Raw genomic sequence first — 18,857 nt, 5'->3', positions numbered from 1 at the left:
ACTATGAAAATTGAATTTGAATGGAAAGATGACTTTGCTGTCAAAAATTTAGATTACCAGATTTTACAATTTTAAAAAATAACCGAATGAAAATCCTATTTAGTGAAGATTATTTGTCAAAACGATTAGATAAAATAAGGAATGATATTATTAGAAGATTCGAAACTTTTCCAGAAGGTGAGATTTTAAACATCGAGCAGGAGAAAATAATAGAATCAAATCTTAGGATGTACAAAATAAATAACATCACTATTGATTTCACGAGTAGAAAAGCAGAGATAAAAATGGTAACCTTAAAAAGAGAACAGTTACCTCCCCAGATAAGCTTTTCTATGGCACCTGGAGAAACAATTGATTGCGCAAAGGTGGCATATTCTTATAACATTACAGGAGACAGTGAATATTTTTATCTGCGTCCATCAAAATTTTATAATCAGAGTAAAACTTTTTTTACTATTGAACAAAAAAACTTATTATTCATGTACAAACCCACTATGGCTCTGAGTCTTTAAATGATAAAACTAAAAATGAAGTTAAAGGAACTATTCAAAGATTTGAAGATGAGGTAAAACAAAATTTAGAAAGTATTAATCAGGAAATCAATGATTTCAACGAAAGTCTTCCACGCCTTATGGAAGAGCTAATTAACGCACGAAAAATTAAGATTAATGCGCGAAGAGGTACTGAAAATGATTTAAATAATTTCTAAGTATATAAATTTAGAATCTTACAATAAAAGTAGGAAAATAATTTCCTACTTTTTTGTTTTAAACAATCCTTACGGTTGCTTATACAATGTCCGTAAGCTAACTATCTAATAACTCTTCAAATTTAGTATTCATAAGATCTAACAATATATTTTTGTGTTCCAATAAATTATTTTTATCAAAATATCGATAGACTTTTTTGATTCAATTTTGAATTTATCATCATCTAATTCTGACCAGAATTTATGGGCGCAATATTTGTAAAGCTTATTTTTCTTGTAACTTGTGAATTGCCTGTTTTCAATATCATCTACACACATTAGCTTAAATTTCACAAGATTGTATAGCTTATCATACAAGAAAATAAGATTATCTCTATCTTCCAAATCAGTTAGCACAAAGATTCCATTTTTATTAAATTCTCTTTTGTCTAAAAACTTAACTTCAACTCTCAAAATATTCTCTCCATTACATTGTTGTCTACCTTTATGGTAAACTTTCAATCTGTAATTACCTTTTTCAAATTCTTTATACACTTGTTCTTCATTGGGTGGACGTAATTTTGATGCAGGGCAAAAATCGTAAAGCACACATTCATTAAGAATAAAATGGTCTAATCAAAAGGTAATCTTAAATTCAAACCAAATTCTAAACTTTGTGAAAGGTGTAGATTTTCAGGAGAAAATTTAATTTGTTCCTCCAAAAAATCAATGGAATTTACAATTGCCGAGCGACTAAAATCATTAAAATTTCCATCAATGTTATACACAAACTTATTATAAAAATGATGTAAAGAATTGTGAATATATGCACCTTGATTGGTAATTTTCAATTCCATATTTTCAAATTCTTTTTTGTATGTTTCATACAAAACAGCTTCATTTTTAGTCTTATCAAATCGAGAATAGCTGATTTTTTCGAGGTTGTAGTTTTCTTTCATAATTTCAAGAATTCTATTTTTATCGGGAAAATATGCTTTGATATAATCTATCATGTCTATAAGAATTAAGATTAAACATATTTTCTACTATCAAATCCACGATTTACTTCAGCACTTATCATTGAAATTGATTTGTACTGTATTCCTGACGCAATCTCTTTGATTAGTTCACGCTTCAAAACAAGAAACTTATTAGTAATCTTGCATTTGTAAGCAGGAATTAAACCTGAATTAATCTTTTGAACTATTACTCGCTCGTTCATATCGAGAAGTTCTGCAACATCTTTTACTGTTAAAACAGTTTTTGAAAGAGCTATTTCACTCAATTTTTCTAATTCTGTTGCATAAGCAGTTAAGTATTTAGTTACTTCTGTCTGCACCAATTTTTCGATTATATAACCGAAATTTTCGTTATGGCTGGATTTCGCCGTCATGACATTATTGTTCATGTCACGAGTGCATAAAGAATTTAGCAATTGTGCCAAAAACGAAAAAACTCCCACTTTACAATAGGAGTTTTAAGTAATTAACAATCAGTATTTTATAATTTAAACTAAAATATCAATTCATTTATAATACCTGATTTTATTAATAAAATGTAATTTTTTTATAAAAAATACAAAGTAAGAGTTTGTTATTTTATGCTTACTACTTCATCAAGAATCCTAAAGCAATTTTCTAAGTTCAAAACATCTGATTGATTTGTTGAGTATTTTAAATCTTTTAGTTTATCAGAATTTACTTCAGCATTATTTTGATAAATGAAAAAATCGGATAAGATCTTCCAATGTGTATTATTTGTTGAAGTAATAATATTTTTATCATTCAAAACTTTATACAAACTTTTTAGTAGTGAAGGTATTTTAAGCCAAATAATTTTATCTCTTTCTCTTCTTCGATTATTGAATAAATCATCTACTTGCTCATAAGTTGTTAAATTTGAAATGAACCCATTTTCTAACAAACCATTTTTAATAGAATTTATTACAATTTTCCTTGCTTCATCAGTTAATCCCTTTTAAAATTAGGTCTATTTTCTATCTGAAAAGATTGAATTTCTTTTTTAGATGGGTAAACAAGTCTTTTTAAAGCATTAAAATTATCTTTAGATAAATAATCAACAAAATTAGAGTAGAAATCACAAAAAATATCTAAATAGATCTCTTTAACAGCAATTCCATATTTGGAAAATACATTTTTTCCTTGCGAATTGCGCCATCTAAATCATTATAATCAATCAACAAAAGTTTAGTAAGTTTGTTAATATAGTTAAACTTATTCTTTGACAGGATATACTCATGCCGAAGCAAAGTTTGTGATTTTGTCTTTTAAATACTATATTTAAAGGGATTTTCGTACTATTGTAATTGCAATCTATATACAATCCAAAACACCGCCTATTTCCCGATACAAAACTTAGAGAAAATATTCCCCAGCACCTCATCATTGGTCACTTCACCGGAGATTTCCCCAAGATGTTCCAGGGCATTTCTAAGCTCATATGCCAATAGTTCTGTAGAGATCTGGAATGAAATGGCTTCTTTCACTTTATAAACGGCATCCAGAGACTTTCTTAAAGCTTCAAAGTGGCGCTGGTTGGTGATTACCACGTTATTTTCTTCAGATTTTAAATGCTCAACATATGATGAAAGTTCATTCTTGAGATCCTGGATGTTTTGGTTTTCAACCGCGGAAATTTTAATGAAATCAAACTCATGAGAAATGGCATTTCTGAAAATATCTTCTACTGTTTCGTATTTGGTAGGAATCACTTCATCAATTTTTGTAGCGCAGATAATCAGTTTCAGATCTTCTCTTAGTAAGGATTGAATCATTTCAATATCCTCAGAAAAATCTTCAGTGGCAGCATCAGCAAGATAAACAAGAATATTGGCATTTTCTACCTTTTCTTTAGCTTTTTTTACTCCGATTGCTTCTATTTCATCCATTGTTTCACGAAGTCCTGCCGTATCAATCAATCTGAAAGCATGTCCTTTAATATGAAGAACTTCCTCAATGGTATCTCTTGTAGTTCCTGCAATATTACTCACAATGGCTCTTTCTTCCTTTAAAAGCGAATTCAGCAGAGTAGACTTTCCGGCATTGGGTTTTCCGATGATGGCAACGGCTGTTCCGTTTTTAATGGCATTTCCGTATTGGAAGCTCTCAATGAGTGAATTTAATTTCAATTCAATTTTATCCAGTAATCCGCTTAAGGCGCTTCTATCCGCAAACTCCACATCTTCTTCAGCAAAATCAAGTTCCAGCTCAATTAAGGAAACGAAATTCAAAAGATCGGTTCTCAATAGAGAGATTTCATTGGTAATTCCTCCCTTCAATTGATTGATGGCGACTTTTCTCGAAGCCTCATTCTCGGATGCAATCACGTCAGCAATCGCTTCCGCCTGCGAAAGGTCAATTCTGCCGTTGATAAAGGCGCGCAGGGTAAATTCACCGGCTTTAGCCATTCTTGCTCCGTTTTTGATCAGGGTTTCAAGAATACGTTTTCCGATATGCGGTGAGCCGTGAAAAGCAATCTCCACAGAATTTTCAGTGGTGAAGCTTTTCGGGGCCAGGAAAATAGAGAGCATTACTTCATCAATAGCTTCCTCCTCATCCATAAAATAACCGTAATGGAGGGTATGGGATTTTTGTTTTGCCAGGTTTTTAGCCGGAAAACTTTTCTGAACTACAGATAAAGCTTCATTTCCTGAAACTCTGATGATGCCTAAGGCACCTATTCCATTGGCTGTAGCCAAAGCGCATATCGTATCGTTATTCATGCTGCAAATTTACGGTTTTTAATATGAATTTTCGTTGAGGTCTGTTATTCAGATTATCTATTGTTTTATTCAGGTTAAAAAAGAGAGATTTGAAAAGTTGCCTGTGATTTTTGCATTAAACTTACATCCTCACAGGCTGGGAAATACAAAATTTTAGAATTAAATAATGTTGTTAAGTATGGGGCTTTTTAATGGTTGTAATCTGTTGCGGTATAGAATATCGGGGTGGTTTGGATAAAGTTGGAAATGTAGACTCAAGCATATGATTTTATGACAAGAAAAAATTAAACACTTGTTTGGTATGTTAATTGTTTCTTAGTGCAGCAATGATGTTGAAAATTTAAATATTTTTAAGTTTAATGGTAATAATTCGTTAAAATATTATAAATGTACATGGATAAATTATTTTTTTTAAATATTAATAAAAAATTGATTTTTTTATTAATGCTTGTTTTCAATGCTTTAGCCTATGCTCAGTGTATTCCTTATACAGGGCAGGCAATGACAGGTGGAAATACCTATTGTCTTAACGGAAACCTTACCGTAAGTACAAATATCAGCGTCCCAAACGGAGCAACGCTTATGATACAATCCGGACAGCTGCAGTCTAACAGTATTCAGGTAGATGGAATCCTGGAAATCAGTGACGGAGCCAGTGTGAAGTCTACAGGAACGGTAAAAGTAGGAACTTTCGGGTCTCAGAAAAATTCAAAAATTAAATTAGGAAACAAATCTTTCCTGTCTCTTGTAGGATCGGTGATTCAGGAAGATCCGACCTTTGGAGGCTTTTACCCGGGAACGACGTCAGTGATAGAAATGGGAACAAACAGTGTGGTGGAGATTTGTGGAACATTTACCCAGCAGTCTACTACTTATCCTTCTGTTGAATATGTAGGTATTCCGGCTGGCAAAGCTTATTGTATTGCAAAAGCAGACGTAAGTGGGGGTGGAGGAGCTTCCATTATCAGTGATGACAGCCAGATCATAACCATTGCCATGGGATCTGTGACAGGATTAGGGATGGGGAATTCAAGTTTCTGCGGACCGAATGCAACAAAGGCCATGTGTCCTGCTCTTTGGCCTGAAGGATTATCAGAAGATAAAACAAGCTGCGGAAATGCCCCGGTTATTATTGATGATATTGACGGGTTTTGTACAAAGCCCGGAATTACCGGTACACCGGATGGATATACCAGATTCGGAATTACTGTACAGCAGAAAAACAATTCCTGGCCGGAAAACATCCCTAACGGATTTTTAGCAATGGAATCAAAAAATAAAGGTTTTGTCATCACCAGAGTTCAGCATGTAAGCCAGACACCGCAACCGGCAGATGCCATTGCAGATCCGAAAGAAGGAATGCTTCTGTATGACATTCAGGATAAATGTGTAAAGCTTTACAATGGGACAGAATGGAAATGCATCCAGAAAAGCTGTAATGATTAATCTAAATGATAACAAAATGAAGAATATAAAAAATATAAGTATAGCGGTTGCTCTGGTTGTCTTTAATTCATTTTTTGCCCAGGTTGCCATCGGTAAACAAACCGTAGACGGCAATAGTACCGTATTAGACTTTGATAACGTACCGGGAAATACCAGAGGTTTGATTCTTCCGGCTACATCAGGTTTTCCCACCGGGAATCTGGCTAACGGAACCCTGATCTTTGATCTTACGGATAACAAAGTGAAAGTATATGAAAATGATACCTGGAAATCTTTGTCAGATACCGGAAATTCAAGTCAGATAACTCTTAATAATTCTGCAGAATCAGGGAAAGGAGTGATTATAGGAAAGGCTGAAAGCACTGCTGACGGCGTATTGGTATTGGAATCCGGGAATAAAGCAATGATACTGCCGAAAATAGAAGCTCCGCATCTTAATGTGAAAAATCCTTATCCGGGAATGATGTGCTATGATACAGCCAGTAAAACACTTGCAGTATTCGACGGTTCAGTCTGGAATTACTGGAAATAGCAATAAAATATTTCTGATTTAAGATAATAAAAGCAGCTGTGTGAAAATATACAGCTGCTTTTTCTTTGGACTTAAACAATCTGGGCACTTTCCTTGATGCTGTTCATCACAAAAATACTTTTGGTCTGGCCGATTCCTTCAATCTCAGATAATTTGTTCACAAAAAACTCATGGAACTCATCCATGTTGGGAGCAAGGATTTTAAGCATAAAATCAAAATCTCCGCTGATGTTATAAAATTCTACAACTTCTTTAAGCCTGCCGACTTCTTCAATAAATTTTCCTGCTGTTTTCTTATTGTGAACATTCAGGGCGATCATACAGATCACCATCATTCCCTTGTTGACCTTTTTACGGTCTACTACAGCAGTGTATTCTTTAATGATTCCCTGTTTTTCCATACGCTTGATACGCTCATGCGTAGGGGTTGGACTTAAATTGATTCTTGCCGAAATATCACGGACACTCATCTTGGCGTCTTTCTGAAGCAGGCGGAGAATAGACAGGTCCTTTTCATCTGGGGTATAATTTTCAGTTGCCATTTTGTTCTGTTTTTACAGGTGATTATTAAATGTGTCAGGTGTTTTGTTCTTGTAGTTGTTTTATATATTTTATTTTGTTCCAAATTTAAGGTTAAATTTTTAAATATGTTCTGTTAATTTTAATTTTGCAGGAAATTTGAAACATGGGTACAAAGAAGAATATCATATTAATTTTAGCATCGGTAGGAACATTTGTGGAGGCTTTGGATATTGCCATTATTAATTTAACTATTCCTTCTATTCAGCAGCAGTTTCAAATTGGAGCAGAGACTGTACAGTGGCTTCAAACGCTTTATGTACTTTTCTTTGGAGGATTCCTGATTATTGGCGGAAAACTTTCGGACCAGATCGGAAGAAAAAAATGTTTTTACTCGGGGCTTTGATTTTCATGCTGACTTCATTAGGTGCCGGATTGTCGCAAAATTTTGAAGTACTGGCTGTATTCCGTGCTTTACAGGGGCTTGGAGCTGCTTTAGTAATGCCGTCAGCATTATCCATCGTAACCAATACCTTTAGGGAAGAGCAGGAAAGAAACCGGGCTATCGGGATCTTCAGTTCATTTGCAGCCATCGGTTCAGGAAGTGGTCTTTCGGTGGGAGGAATTATCAGTACTTACCTGAGCTGGCACTGGGTTTTTCTGATCAATGTTCCTGTTCTGTTAGTCACACTGGTGCTGTCATATTATTATCTGCCAACAGATGAGAAAGAGGAAGCCGGCAGGAAAACAGATGTGGTATCCGGTATATTAATGGTATTGGGACTTTTGGGCCTGACTTACGGAACACATGAACTGGTTCATATTAAAGAACAGCCTTTTCTGGTAACGGGTTCTTTGGTTATAGCCTTAATACTTCTTGTTACGGTATATTACCGATTGAAGTCTGTTGCCGAACCTTTGGTTGATTTAAAATTATTTAAACACAGATCATTGGTTGTTTCCAATGCTGCATTCTTTACCCTGGGAGCATTTTTTATCGGATTTTTATTCCTGATTTCACTGATGCTTCAGAAAGATATGGGATATAGTGCTGCTTCAGCAGGATTAATGCTTGTTCCGTTCAGTATTATTTCCGCTTTAACGGCAAAGTTTATTCTGCCTCAGGTCTCAAAACGTCTGGGCTCGTCCCAAATGGGTGTTTTAGGATGGCTGTTTATGCTGATGGGAGGCCTGTTATTGCTGATCTCTGTTTACACCGGACATCCGCTGGCAGTTGTTTTGTTCGGAGCCGCTTGTATTTCGGGGTTGGAATGACGTTCTGTTTTACCGCGCTTTCTGTAATGGGGATTCAGGATGTTGAACCTTCTAACTACGGATTGGCATCAAGCCTGAGTTCTACAAGTTACTTTTTGGGAGCCGGAATAGGATTGTCATTCATGACCTTAATGGGGCAGATTTTCCCATCGGAATTTTCAGTGGGAAGTCTTAACCTGATCATATTGATCGGTTATGCTCTTTTGGCGCTGGGGATGCTATTTTATTTTATATTGAAAAGTTTAAAAATAAAGCAGGCAGAAGTAGTTGTTTCATAGTAAGAAACTTAGAAATACACAAACTATATGAAGAAAGAATCGATGCTTAGGAGGTGTCGGTTCTTTTTTACTCTTTTGTTCTTTTGTCGCTTCATTAATTCACTATATTTGCTGCTTACTGCACATCATGAAAATACAGGTTATCAGCGATCTTCACAGGGAATTTGGAAGTACGGAATTATGTTTTGATCATTCGGATATTGTTGTGCTGGCAGGAGATGTCAATCTCGGAACCAAAGGAATTGAATGGATTAAAGATGCAATTCCTGGCAAACCTGTCATTTATGTTTTAGGCAATCACGAATATTATAAAGGTTCATACCCGAAAACACTGAACAGGATCAGGGAAGCAGCTTTGGGTTCCAATGTTCATGTTCTTGAAGATTCATTTGCTGATATTGAAGGAGTGCGTTTCCATGGGGCAACCTTATGGACGGATTTTTCAATCTTTGGGAATCCTGTTGAGTACGGAATGATCTGTCAGCCTAAAATGAATGACTATAAAATGATCAGGAGAGATCCTTCCTATTCGAAAATGAGAACACTGGATACCTTTAAAATTCATCAGTTTTCAAAGCAATGGCTGATAGAAAGTCTTGAAAATTCAAAAGGATTAAAAAATATAGTCGTTACCCATCATGCACCAAGCATACAATCTGTATCGGGGCCATATAAAGATGATCCGCTGACCTCTGCATATGCTTCAGATCTGGAAAATGTAATCAGAGAATATCAGCCTTTGTACTGGATTCATGGACATATTCATACCCCCTGCAGGTATAAGATTGATGGGACTGAAGTAATTTGCAATCCACATGGGTATATTGATGAGAAATACAACGGCTATGATAAGGAATTGATTATTGTTGTTTAAATACAAATGTTTCCGCAGGTTGCTTTCTTTTTTGCCTTAAAATGATAAAGTAAAATTAAATCTGTTTCGTCTGTACTGGTGAAGCAGGTTTTTAATCCATTATCATTATGAAGACAAATATACAAGAGGGGATCATTCTTATTCCGGATTTCAGCGGATTTACCGAATTTGTGTTCAATACAAAATTGTATACAGGTGAGTATATTGTGCGCCAGTTATTGTCTACGCTGATTGATGTCAATGATCAGTACTTTGAAATTTCCGAGATTGAGGGAGATGCCATTTTATTTTACCGTTATGATAAAAATCCGTCCTATCAGAGTATTTCAAAAATGCTGTGGAAGATGAGAACGGCCTTCAACAGGAAAATTGAGGAGCTGAGTAAGAGTTTAAGCATTACTATTGACCTCGCTCTCAAATTTATTGTTCATTATGGATCTTTTTCACAATACAATATCGGAAGCTTCAGAAAGCTATATGGAAAAACGATTGTTGAAGCCCATCAGCTTTTAAAGAACGGAGTGGCAGAGCAGCCTTCTTATGCGCTTTTCAGTAATTCTTTTCTTGAAAACAGTAAGAATCAGGAATCTGATTTTAATAAGGATCCGTTTCGGCTGCCTGAAGTAGGGGTTATCCATTATTTTGAAAATTTAAACTAGCGTATATTTTTTAATATCATTCCTTGTAAATTTGCTATTGCTAGCGGCCCGGATGAGATCCGGGTTTTTTATGGGCAGGTCTTTCGAAATGTATTGATGAAGAATTATTTTTGTATGATGTAAAATATTCATGTATTGATAAAATTATTTTATTTTTTTTAATTAAAATTGGAATTATATATAAAATACTTTTTTAAGAATATTTATTATGGAAGCAGTTTGTATTGTGCTGCTTTATTGAAAAATATATATTATTTTCAGTTTTATGTTTAATATTTAATCGGGTATTTTGCTGTAAATTAAGTGTTTATTTTAATTTTTTTCTTTTTTGATGTAACAAATTTATATTCATAGTGGTCTTATAGGAAAAACTATAATTTCACATGAAAATAATCTTATTTCCAATAGCAGTATTAACAGGCTCACTAGCAATGGCCCAGCAGGCTCAGACACCGGCTGCAAGGGATACTGTAAAAGGAAATGCAAAAGAAATAGAAGCTGTTACCCTGGTTGCCAGAAAGCCGACAGTAGAATCTAAAGTAGACAGAACTGTATTTAATGTAGCGAATAGTGCAATTCTGGCAGGAAATACAACCTGGGATGTTCTTAGAATGACGCCCTTGGTAAGCATTGATAATAACGATGAGGTAAAAGCGGAGGGACAACTGGTTACCGTTTACATTAATGACAGGAAATCTGTTTTTACAGGAAAAGAATTAAAGGAATATCTTAAAACAATTCCTGCTGATAATCTTATGAAAATTGAAGTGATTACCAGCCCTTCTTCCCGCTATGAAACTTCCGGATCTGTCATTAATATTGTTCTTAAAAAAGAGAAGATGAAGGATTAAAAGGAAGTATATCCCTGAACAACAGGCAAAGTACCAAAAATTCACAATACACGAATTTCAACCTGAACTACCATAAGAAAAAGTTTACCCAAACCCTCATAGGAAGTTACAATAGCGGAAATTATGTACAGAAAACCCAAACCTGGGATAACCGGTATGAAGGAAATAAACTTACCCGGTTCAATCTTGAAAATCTTATGCGAAATGAAAGTCCGTCTCTTTCTTCCACTTCAGAGTTTGAAATCAATGAAAAAAATAACTTCGGTCTTGTCCTGGAATATTCACAGAACAGGAATTTAGTTTCAGCAGAATCGGATGGGATGACTTCAAAAGACGGAGATCCCGGAGAGTCTTTTCACCAAAACCAAAACAACTGGGGATTCAGCCGTAATCTGGGAACTAATGCTTTCTATAAATATTATGACAAAGAAAAGAACCGAATTTTAGATATTAATTTAGGAACCAACTATTCCAGTGATAACAGTGATAATTTAATAGATAAGCAAATTGATAAACAGGGCGTGATAAAAGATCAGCAGCTGGGAGTTGTCAGTTCAAATCAGATGCGTAATTATTATCTGAAAGTTGATTATACACAGCCCTTTGGTAAAACAGGAGGAACAATGGAAGTGGGAGGTAAAACCGAACTGAACAACCATGTCATTCCCAATACGCTCTATGGTTTCAGTATCAATGATCCGGCATCAGAATTTTTTAATTTGTCTAAAAACGACAGGTTCCATTATGAAGATCATCTAAGCTCTTTGTATGCTAACTACAGTAAGACATTTTTCAAAAACTGGAAACCCGGATCGGGATCCGCTACGAATATATTGATTATAAGGTGCGACAGGATGTGGCAGGTACAGAAAGAAAAGATTCTTATGGTACCTTTTTACCTAATCTGCTGCTGAAATATAGCTTTTCAGAGAAATTTGACCTGAGCCTTACCTATAACCGGAGTATCTGGAGACCGTGGTATTCCGAATTTAATCCCTTTCTGGTGCCTGAAATTAACGGAACCTATTCCAGAGGAAATCTTTATCTGAATCCGAATCCTAATGACCGGCTTTATCTGAAGTTCGGAATTTTGAAAAAGTATTTTATTTCCGCAAGGTATATGCATACCAATCAGGATTACTGGACAACATATGTGACAGAAAACGGAAGAACAGTTTCATTACCCGGAAACTTTGACGGAAAGGTTGAGAAATATTATCTTTTTGCCAATACCAACCAGAATTTCCTGAAAAATAAGCTGAACGTAAATGCCGGATTTGGCTGGTACTATATTAATAATAAAGATTTTAACGAAAAAAATAAATTGGGAGCTAAAGATTATATCAGCTATTGGGGGGCATCTGCGAATATTTCCTATACCAATCTGTTTAATAAAAACATTAATGTAAGTGCATGGATGGAGCTTGCCAATCAGAATAACGGAAATTCCTATGCGAATAACACCAATGTTTTCCATAATATTTCAGTTACCAAAATATTTCCGAAAACACAGATGGAACTTAGCATGCAGCTGATGAATATCTTTAAAAGACCTTATGGGGATAACACAACCTACAGTCCTGACGGAACCTTCAGGGAATATTCAAAATGGGACTGGTACGGTGTTTCACTCACTTTTGTAAAACGTTTCGGAAACCAGAAGGTAAAAGAAAATACCAAAACAGATGTTGAGAAAAACGATGGCGGCGGGAAATAATTCAGGATTTTGTTAGATAAAAATAAAAGCAGGTTTCCAACTGGAATCTGCTTTTTATTTTGGGTTGGAAGCAGGAAGCTGGGAGAGAGAAGTAGTGAGAAACGTCCTTGATTATCTCCAAAAATCTGTGAAATCTCTGTGATCTGTGGGAGAAAAATTAACATAGAACGTTAAAAAATTTTCACAGATCTGACAGCTTTCAAAATCTTGAAAAATAAAAAACAGATCCCAATCTGGAATCTGTTTGCATTCTATCAAATAATTATCAAAATAGAGTTTTGTACTCTTAACGCTTTTTTATTTAAGGGTAAATTTTACTTTCGTTTTAATTGCATCTGAAGAACTTCCAATCATGGCTTCAAAGTCTCCCGGCTCAGCGACCCAGTCATGTTTTTGAGCATCAAAATAACTTAAAGCTGTTTTATCAATCGTGAAAGTAACTTCTTTCTGCTCTCCCGGATTCAGGTATACTTTTTCAAAGCCTTTCAGTTCTTTTGCCGGACGTGGTACAGATGATTTTAAATCACTGATGTAAAGCTGGGCAACTTCAGCACCTGCTTTTTTACCCGTATTTTTAACCGTTACTGTAAAGGTGATCTTACCATCCTGTGATATTGTGGTCTGGTCTGCTTTCGCTTTTCCAAATTCAAAAGTGGTATAGCTCAAACCATGCCCGAAGCTGAACAGAGGTTTTATATTTTTAGTGTCATGCCAGCGGTAACCTACAAAAATGCTTTCGTTGTAAGTAATATTAATCGGATTTTTCTGATCTTTACCTTTTCCTGCCGCCAGTTCATCTTTCTGCCCCGGATATTCTCCAAGCTGGTGTGCTGAATTGTCTTCAAGTTTTACAGGAAAAGTAAACGGAAGTTTTCCTGAAGGGTTAGCGTCTCCTGCAAGAATTGCTGCAATAGAATTTCCCGCTTCAGAACCCAGATACCAGGCCTGTACAACGGTAGGAACTTCTTTAATCCATGGCATGGCCACAGCATTTCCTGATACCAAAACTACTGCAAGGTTTTTATTGGCTTTTGCCAGAGCAGAGATGATCTGATCCTGATTATAAGGCAACCCATAGCTCTTCCTGTCATTTCCTTCGCTGTCCTGGAAATCTGCCTTATTCAGGCCGCCTACAAAAATTACATAATCAGATTTTTTGGCCAGTTCTACAGCTTCATTCAGTAATTCAGCTTCAGAACGGGTATCTTTTAAATCCTGACCGGATTTTACCCCATTATATTCTCCTCCGATATCCCCTACATATCCTCTGGCATACTGCACATCAGCCTGCTTTCCAAATCTGGTTTTGATTCCGTCCAAAGGCAGCGTTTCATATTTCACTTTTAATGATGAAGAGCCGCCGCCAACAGTCATTATTTTGATGGCGTTTTCTCCGATAACTGCTATCTTTTTAGCTTTATTAAGATCAATCGGAAGAACATTTCCCTGATTTTTTAATAAAACGATTCCTTCTTCACCAATTTCTTTGGCAACCGCTTTATGCTCTTCAGAAGCAATATTGCCGAAAGGCTTGTTGCGGTTCATTGTAGTTTTATAGGCGAGGCGGAGTAACCTTGTTACTTTATCATCAAGTTCTTGAGTGCCAACTTTTCCAGCTTTAATTAAATCAAGATAAGGCTTTGCCAGATAATAATTGTCATAGGCATTTTTAGTTCCTGCAGAAAGGCCGTTCGTCCATGATCCGAATTCAAGATCAAGACCATTATGAATAGCCTGTTCCGTATTGTTGACAGCACCCCAGTCAGATACCACAACACCCTTGTAATTCCATTCTTTCTTTAAAATATCATTTAAAAGATATTGGTTCTGGCTGGCATACTGGCCTTTGTACATATCATAAGCTCCCATGATCGTCCATGAATCCCCTTCTGTTACTGCTGCTTTGAATGCAGGAAGGTAAATCTCATAGAGCGCTCTGTCATCTACATTCACATTACTGGTATGACGGAACATTTCCTGGTTGTTCAGGGCAAAATGTTTCACAGAAGTTGCTACACCATTAGACTGTACACCTTTGATATAGGGAACCACCATCTTTGAGGTCAGATAAGGATCTTCTCCCATATATTCGAAATTTCTTCCGTTTAGCGGAGTTCTGTAAATATTAACTCCGGGGCCCAGAAGAATATCTTTCTTTCTGTATCGGGCTTCTTCACCCAGCGCTTTCCCATAGTTCCATGCCATTTTTTTATTCCATGTTGCGGATAAAGCAGTCAGGGCAGGGTAGGCGATGATAGAGTCGTTGGTCCAGCCGGCCTGATCCCATTCGTCCCACATCACTTCAGGACGAACTCCGTGCGGGCCATCCGTAGTCCAGAATTCAGGAATTCCCAACCTTGGAACGCCCGGTGAGCTGAATTTCGACTGTGCATGAAGCATAGCCACTTTTTCTTCCAGTGTCATTCTTGATAATGCATCCTGAATACGCTGTTCTACAGGTTTGGATTCATCTAAATAAACGGGAGTTTGGATATTGGTCTGAGCCATATAAGATGCAGAAATAAAAGTGAGTAAACTTATAATGACGGTTTTCTTTAACATAATGCCTTTCAGTTTGATTAAAAACAAAAGTAAAGAAAATTTTTATTATCTCAAATTGAGAAAATAAAAATTAATGAATAAAAAAACTGCCTGCTTGTTTGCAGACAGCTCATTATAAAGTATTTTTAATTATTAAAAAATGAAGAAAGTTGCTGAATTGACATACAAGTGAAAGAACTAAAAATCGAAATTGCAAATGGTAAAAGACAAATGAAGCTACTCCTATACTTTCACTCAATACCTTGAACCCTACAATACTCCTAACACAGTGCCTGGATTCCTACGGAATGGACAAATTAAGTACTTTATCTATACGTCTACCTTGTCCATTCCGTAGGAATCTACACTCTTATCCTCAAACCCTCTTACTCTCCAGCTTATCAGTCCCATCCTTTCACAGCACCTCCTTTGAAAATTTCCTTAGCTTTCTTTTCCACTTCAGGAGACTCATAGGCTTTTACAAAGTTTTTACTTTCTGGCTGTTTTTATTGTCTGGTCTTGCTACAACTACATTCACATAAGGAGAATCTTTATCTTCAACAAGAACTCCCTGTTTTTCCTGATCTAAGCCTGCCTGAGCGGCAAAATTGTTATTGATTATCCCTACCACAACATCCCTGTCGTCCAGAACTCTTGGAATCTGTGCGCCTTCAATCTCCATAATTTTCAGCTGTTTAGGATTTTCTGTAATATCAGTTACTTTTGGAAGAAGTCCGACTCCTGCTTTTAATTTCAATAATCCGTTTTTCTGCAGCAGAAGCAATGAACGCCCTCCGTTGGTCGGGTCATTTGGTATAACAATCGTACTGCCATCCTGCAGTTCACCAATATTTTTAATCTTTTTTGAATAAGCTACAATAGGATACACAAATGTATTGCCTACAGACACAAGATTGTAGCCTCTCTGCTTGGACTGTTCCGTTAAGTAAGGAATGTGCTGAAAGGCATTGGCGTCAATATCTCCATTGGTTAACGCTTCATTGGGAACTACATAATCATTGAAAGGAATCAGTTCTACTTCCAGATTGTATCTCTCCTTGGCTACTTTTTTCGCTACCTCAGCAATTTCCTGCTCAGGGCCATAAGTGATCCCGACACGGATAAAATTCGGATCGTCCTTTCTTCCCGAACAAGCACTGAACAGTAATATCCCCGCAGCCAATAAACCAAAAATCTTTATTCTTTTCATTCTATTTTTTATTTAAAATTAAGATGAGAGTAGCTAAATTATGAATGGTAAATTTGAAAATTGGCCAACCCATACTCTCATACCCTCCGATTCTCAAACCCTCAAACCCATATCCGGAACCAACTACCTGTGATCAAATCTTTTTGACAATCTGTCACCCATGAACTGGATAATGAAAACCAAAAGAACCAGTAGAATCAAAACCGTATTCATAATGACAATATCATATCCGATATATCCATACTGGTAGCCCACCTGTCCAAGTCCTCCGGCACCTACAGCACCTCCCATAGCAGAGTAACCTACAAGGGTAATCAGAGTGATGGTTGCGTTGTTGATTAATGAAGGAAGTGCTTCAGGAAGCAAAACTTTTCTGATAATCTGTAACGGAGAAGCTCCCAGCGCTCTCGCTGTCTCTATAAGTCCATGAGGTACTTCAATAAGGCTGTTCTCTACAAGTCTCGCAATAAAAGGTGCTGCTCCCACGCTCAGCGGAACCAAAGCGGCATTCACTCCGATAGATGTCCCCGCCAGAACTCTGGTAAAAGGAATCATCCACACGATCAGGATAATAAAAGGAATTGCACGGAAAATATTAACGATGATGGAAAGTCCTCTATGATAGAAAGCATTTTCCAGCAGTTGGCCTTTTCTGGTTAAAAACAACAGGATTCCTACCGGAAGCCCCAACACAAAACCGAAAAAGCCGGATAAAAATGTCATGTAAACCGTTTCCCAGGTTCCTTTTGCCAAAAGGGCAATTACCGCGTCACTAAGCATATCCTTTTACTGTATTTTGAATTTTATTTTGATTGAAATAATAGATCGCCTGTTGGTTTTCCTCCGTTTCACCCTGAAGCTGTAGCAGAAGTTTACCAAAATTGGAATCTCCGAAGTATTCCACGTCAGCTTTTAAAAGTTTATAAGGAATTTTATATTGGTTGTATAGTGTTGAAAGAATTTGTTCAACACTGACGTTTTCGTTAAGTTCTATTTCTATCAGCGGAAATAAACCTTCTTTGGGGTCTTTCTGCAGTCTGCTGATGAGTTCCTGTGGCAGGGTCATGATGTCTGAATTTATAAATTGGCGGATGATCGGGTTTTCTCTGTCCGAAATAATCTCGCTTAATGTACCTTTTGTTAATAATTTTCCTTTGTCGATCACAGCAACATGGTTACACACCGATTTGATCACTTCCATTTCGTGGGTAATTAAAAGGATGGTAATTCCCAGTCTTTGGTTGATATCTCTTAAAAGCTGAAGAATAGATTGCGTTGTTGCCGGATCCAGTGCGCTGGTGGCTTCGTCACAAAGCAGAAGGTGAGGATCATTGGCCAGAGCTCTTGCAATAGCTACCCTTTGTTTTTGCCCCCGGAAAGGCTCTTGGGATAATCGTTGGCTTTATCTTCAAGTCCTACAATCTTCAGTAATTCATTGACCTTTTTGTTAATCTGATCCTTATTGTTGTGATCTAACTCTAAAGGAAGCGCTACATTATCAAAAACCGTTCTTGAAGAAAGAAGGTTGAAATGCTGGAAGATCATTCCGATTTTTTTACGTTCCTCAGCAAGTTGTTTGGAGCTGAGTGCAGTAAAATCTTTTCCGTTAATAATAATCTGTCCCTCATCCGGCCTTTCCAATAGATTCACTGTACGGATCAGGGTACTTTTTCCTGCCCCTGAAAATCCTATAATTCCTACGATATCTCCTTTCTCTATGGTAAGACTCACCTTATCCAGCGCTTTAAAAGACTGTTTTTTCTGGTGAAATGTTTTTGATATGTTTCTGATTTCTATCATTCTGATTTTATATACTGTTTAAATAGGCTGATAGGGTCTGCCTGTTCTGTTTAAAAATCTCCTTACTCTTCTGATTTTGACCTTCGACCGTTTTGAAAGTTTGAAATACTTGGTCACATTCGTTAGAAGTACTCCCAGCAATATGATGAACAAACCATACAGCTGACCTCCATTGATGCTTTGATGGGCAACAATCCAGCCTGCAATCACTGTTACAATAGGATTGATATAGGTGTGAGTGCTTACCAAAGCAGCGGGTTTTACGGACAAGAGCCAAATGTACGACAAATAAGCGACTATCGATCCAAAGAAGATCAAAAATAGCACCCCGGACCATGCAGATAATGGAACTGCAGAAACTGAAAAACCAGTCCATTCTTTTCTGAAAAAGCGATCAAAAAAGATGCTAATCCTGCTACTATAAGCTGTTGTGCAATATTCATAAAGGTAGATTGGGATGCCGGATTTTTCTTGGAATATAAAGAACCAAGAACCCATGCTATAGAGCTTAATCCCAAAACCACAAATGCCGTTATACGTAGGCTTCCGTCGGCAATTGCATGAGCATTTGAATTTACACTGCCCTTTAAAAATAGAACCAGTCCTACGAAACCAATAATCAATCCTATCGGAATAAATTTATCTGAAAAATAATACTTCCAGTTTTTTCTGTCGATCGCAATAAACCAGAATGGTCCGGTTGCAATAGAAATTGCGGCCTCGGA

Annotated in this window: 19 protein-coding genes and 3 pseudogenes; 10 read left to right on the top strand and 12 right to left on the bottom strand. The window is 36.5% G+C overall.

Annotated features, from left to right (window positions below; genetic code table 11):
• Positions 1–86: 86 nt before the first annotated feature.
• Positions 87–512 carry a hypothetical protein gene (locus tag OWR28_RS17560; RefSeq protein WP_332387775.1) on the top strand — a complete coding sequence of 142 codons (426 nt, stop codon included), beginning with the start codon at positions 87–89 and terminating at the stop codon, positions 510–512.
• A 335-nt stretch (positions 513–847) separates the two neighbouring features.
• Here OWR28_RS17560 and OWR28_RS17555 read toward each other — a convergent pair whose 3' ends face one another.
• From OWR28_RS17555 to mnmE, 5 genes are all read right to left on the bottom strand, one after another.
• A complete protein-coding gene (locus OWR28_RS17555) occupies positions 848–1,297 on the bottom strand; it encodes a hypothetical protein (RefSeq protein ID WP_332387773.1) in 450 nt (149 codons plus the stop codon).
• A gap of 23 nt (positions 1,298–1,320) precedes the next feature.
• Positions 1,321–1,701 carry a hypothetical protein gene (locus tag OWR28_RS17550; protein WP_332387771.1) on the bottom strand — a complete coding sequence of 127 codons (381 nt, stop codon included), beginning with the start codon at positions 1,699–1,701 and terminating at the stop codon, positions 1,321–1,323.
• 17 nt (positions 1,702–1,718) lie between these two features.
• On the bottom strand, positions 1,719–2,081 hold the full coding sequence (locus tag OWR28_RS17545; RefSeq protein ID WP_332387770.1) for a helix-turn-helix domain-containing protein: 363 nt from the start codon (positions 2,079–2,081) through the stop codon (positions 1,719–1,721).
• A gap of 200 nt (positions 2,082–2,281) precedes the next feature.
• Entirely contained in the window at positions 2,282–2,611 is a 330-nt protein-coding gene (locus OWR28_RS17540) for a hypothetical protein (RefSeq protein WP_332387768.1), read from the bottom strand.
• 433 nt (positions 2,612–3,044) lie between these two features.
• Positions 3,045–4,430: a tRNA uridine-5-carboxymethylaminomethyl(34) synthesis GTPase MnmE gene (mnmE, locus tag OWR28_RS17535; protein WP_332387767.1), complete on the bottom strand. Its 1,386-nt coding sequence runs from the start codon at positions 4,428–4,430 to the stop codon at positions 3,045–3,047.
• A gap of 429 nt (positions 4,431–4,859) precedes the next feature.
• On the opposite strand from mnmE, the gene OWR28_RS17530 reads away from it, so the two are divergent.
• Together OWR28_RS17530 and OWR28_RS17525 are read left to right on the top strand one after the other, a co-directional pair.
• Positions 4,860–5,876 carry a phage tail-like protein gene (locus OWR28_RS17530; RefSeq protein WP_332387766.1) on the top strand — a complete coding sequence of 339 codons (1,017 nt, stop codon included), beginning with the start codon at positions 4,860–4,862 and terminating at the stop codon, positions 5,874–5,876.
• A gap of 16 nt (positions 5,877–5,892) precedes the next feature.
• On the top strand, positions 5,893–6,408 hold the full coding sequence (locus OWR28_RS17525) for a phage tail-like protein (RefSeq protein ID WP_332387765.1): 516 nt from the start codon (positions 5,893–5,895) through the stop codon (positions 6,406–6,408).
• 71 nt (positions 6,409–6,479) lie between these two features.
• On the opposite strand, the gene OWR28_RS17520 is transcribed toward OWR28_RS17525, so the two are convergent.
• A complete protein-coding gene (locus OWR28_RS17520) occupies positions 6,480–6,950 on the bottom strand; it encodes an Lrp/AsnC family transcriptional regulator (RefSeq protein WP_276162803.1) in 471 nt (156 codons plus the stop codon).
• Positions 6,951–7,093: 143 nt separating this feature from the next.
• Here OWR28_RS17520 and OWR28_RS17510 point away from each other — a divergent pair.
• The 7 genes and pseudogenes from OWR28_RS17510 (at position 7,094) to OWR28_RS17480 (ending at position 12,581) form a co-directional block, all read left to right on the top strand.
• A pseudogene (locus OWR28_RS17510) lies at positions 7,094–8,202 on the top strand (MFS transporter).
• Entirely contained in the window at positions 8,199–8,480 is a 282-nt protein-coding gene (locus tag OWR28_RS17505) for a hypothetical protein (RefSeq protein WP_332387762.1), read from the top strand. Before OWR28_RS17510 ends, OWR28_RS17505 begins: the two are co-directional and overlap by 4 nt.
• Before the next feature lie 127 nt (positions 8,481–8,607).
• Positions 8,608–9,354 carry a metallophosphoesterase gene (locus tag OWR28_RS17500; RefSeq protein ID WP_332387761.1) on the top strand — a complete coding sequence of 249 codons (747 nt, stop codon included), beginning with the start codon at positions 8,608–8,610 and terminating at the stop codon, positions 9,352–9,354.
• Between the two features lie 107 nt (positions 9,355–9,461).
• Entirely contained in the window at positions 9,462–10,013 is a 552-nt protein-coding gene (locus tag OWR28_RS17495) for a DUF2652 domain-containing protein (protein WP_332387759.1), read from the top strand.
• A 383-nt stretch (positions 10,014–10,396) separates the two neighbouring features.
• Positions 10,397–10,864, top strand: coding sequence for a hypothetical protein (locus OWR28_RS17490; protein ID WP_332387758.1), 468 nt, complete (start codon positions 10,397–10,399; stop codon positions 10,862–10,864).
• A gap of 197 nt (positions 10,865–11,061) precedes the next feature.
• Entirely contained in the window at positions 11,062–11,778 is a 717-nt protein-coding gene (locus OWR28_RS17485) for a hypothetical protein (RefSeq protein WP_332387756.1), read from the top strand.
• Positions 11,709–12,581, top strand: coding sequence for an outer membrane beta-barrel protein (locus OWR28_RS17480; RefSeq protein WP_332387755.1), 873 nt, complete (start codon positions 11,709–11,711; stop codon positions 12,579–12,581). The genes OWR28_RS17485 and OWR28_RS17480 overlap by 70 nt, the downstream gene beginning before the upstream one ends.
• Before the next feature lie 297 nt (positions 12,582–12,878).
• On the opposite strand, the gene OWR28_RS17475 is transcribed toward OWR28_RS17480, so the two are convergent.
• From OWR28_RS17475 to OWR28_RS17445, 6 genes and pseudogenes are all read right to left on the bottom strand, one after another.
• Positions 12,879–15,143 carry a glycoside hydrolase family 3 C-terminal domain-containing protein gene (locus OWR28_RS17475; RefSeq protein ID WP_332387754.1) on the bottom strand — a complete coding sequence of 755 codons (2,265 nt, stop codon included), beginning with the start codon at positions 15,141–15,143 and terminating at the stop codon, positions 12,879–12,881.
• Between the two features lie 380 nt (positions 15,144–15,523).
• Positions 15,524–16,332 (bottom strand): annotated as a pseudogene (metQ, locus tag OWR28_RS17470) (methionine ABC transporter substrate-binding lipoprotein MetQ).
• 123 nt (positions 16,333–16,455) lie between these two features.
• Positions 16,456–17,112 carry a methionine ABC transporter permease MetI gene (gene metI, locus OWR28_RS17465; protein ID WP_332387753.1) on the bottom strand — a complete coding sequence of 219 codons (657 nt, stop codon included), beginning with the start codon at positions 17,110–17,112 and terminating at the stop codon, positions 16,456–16,458.
• A pseudogene (locus OWR28_RS27090) lies at positions 17,105–18,132 on the bottom strand (methionine ABC transporter ATP-binding protein). Before OWR28_RS27090 ends, metI begins: the two are co-directional and overlap by 8 nt.
• An 18-nt stretch (positions 18,133–18,150) precedes the next feature.
• On the bottom strand, positions 18,151–18,459 hold the full coding sequence (locus OWR28_RS17450) for an EamA family transporter (RefSeq protein WP_332387752.1): 309 nt from the start codon (positions 18,457–18,459) through the stop codon (positions 18,151–18,153).
• Positions 18,447–18,755 carry a hypothetical protein gene (locus OWR28_RS17445; protein ID WP_332387751.1) on the bottom strand — a complete coding sequence of 103 codons (309 nt, stop codon included), beginning with the start codon at positions 18,753–18,755 and terminating at the stop codon, positions 18,447–18,449. Before OWR28_RS17445 ends, OWR28_RS17450 begins: the two co-directional genes overlap by 13 nt.
• Positions 18,756–18,857: the final 102 nt, after the last annotated feature.

The organism is Chryseobacterium sp. 1B4 (assembly GCF_036631475.1).
Classification (GTDB): Bacteria; Bacteroidota; Bacteroidia; order Flavobacteriales; family Weeksellaceae; genus Chryseobacterium.
The sequence above is the reverse complement of the archived record's forward strand: the minus strand, read 5'-3'. Positions and strand labels throughout refer to the sequence as shown.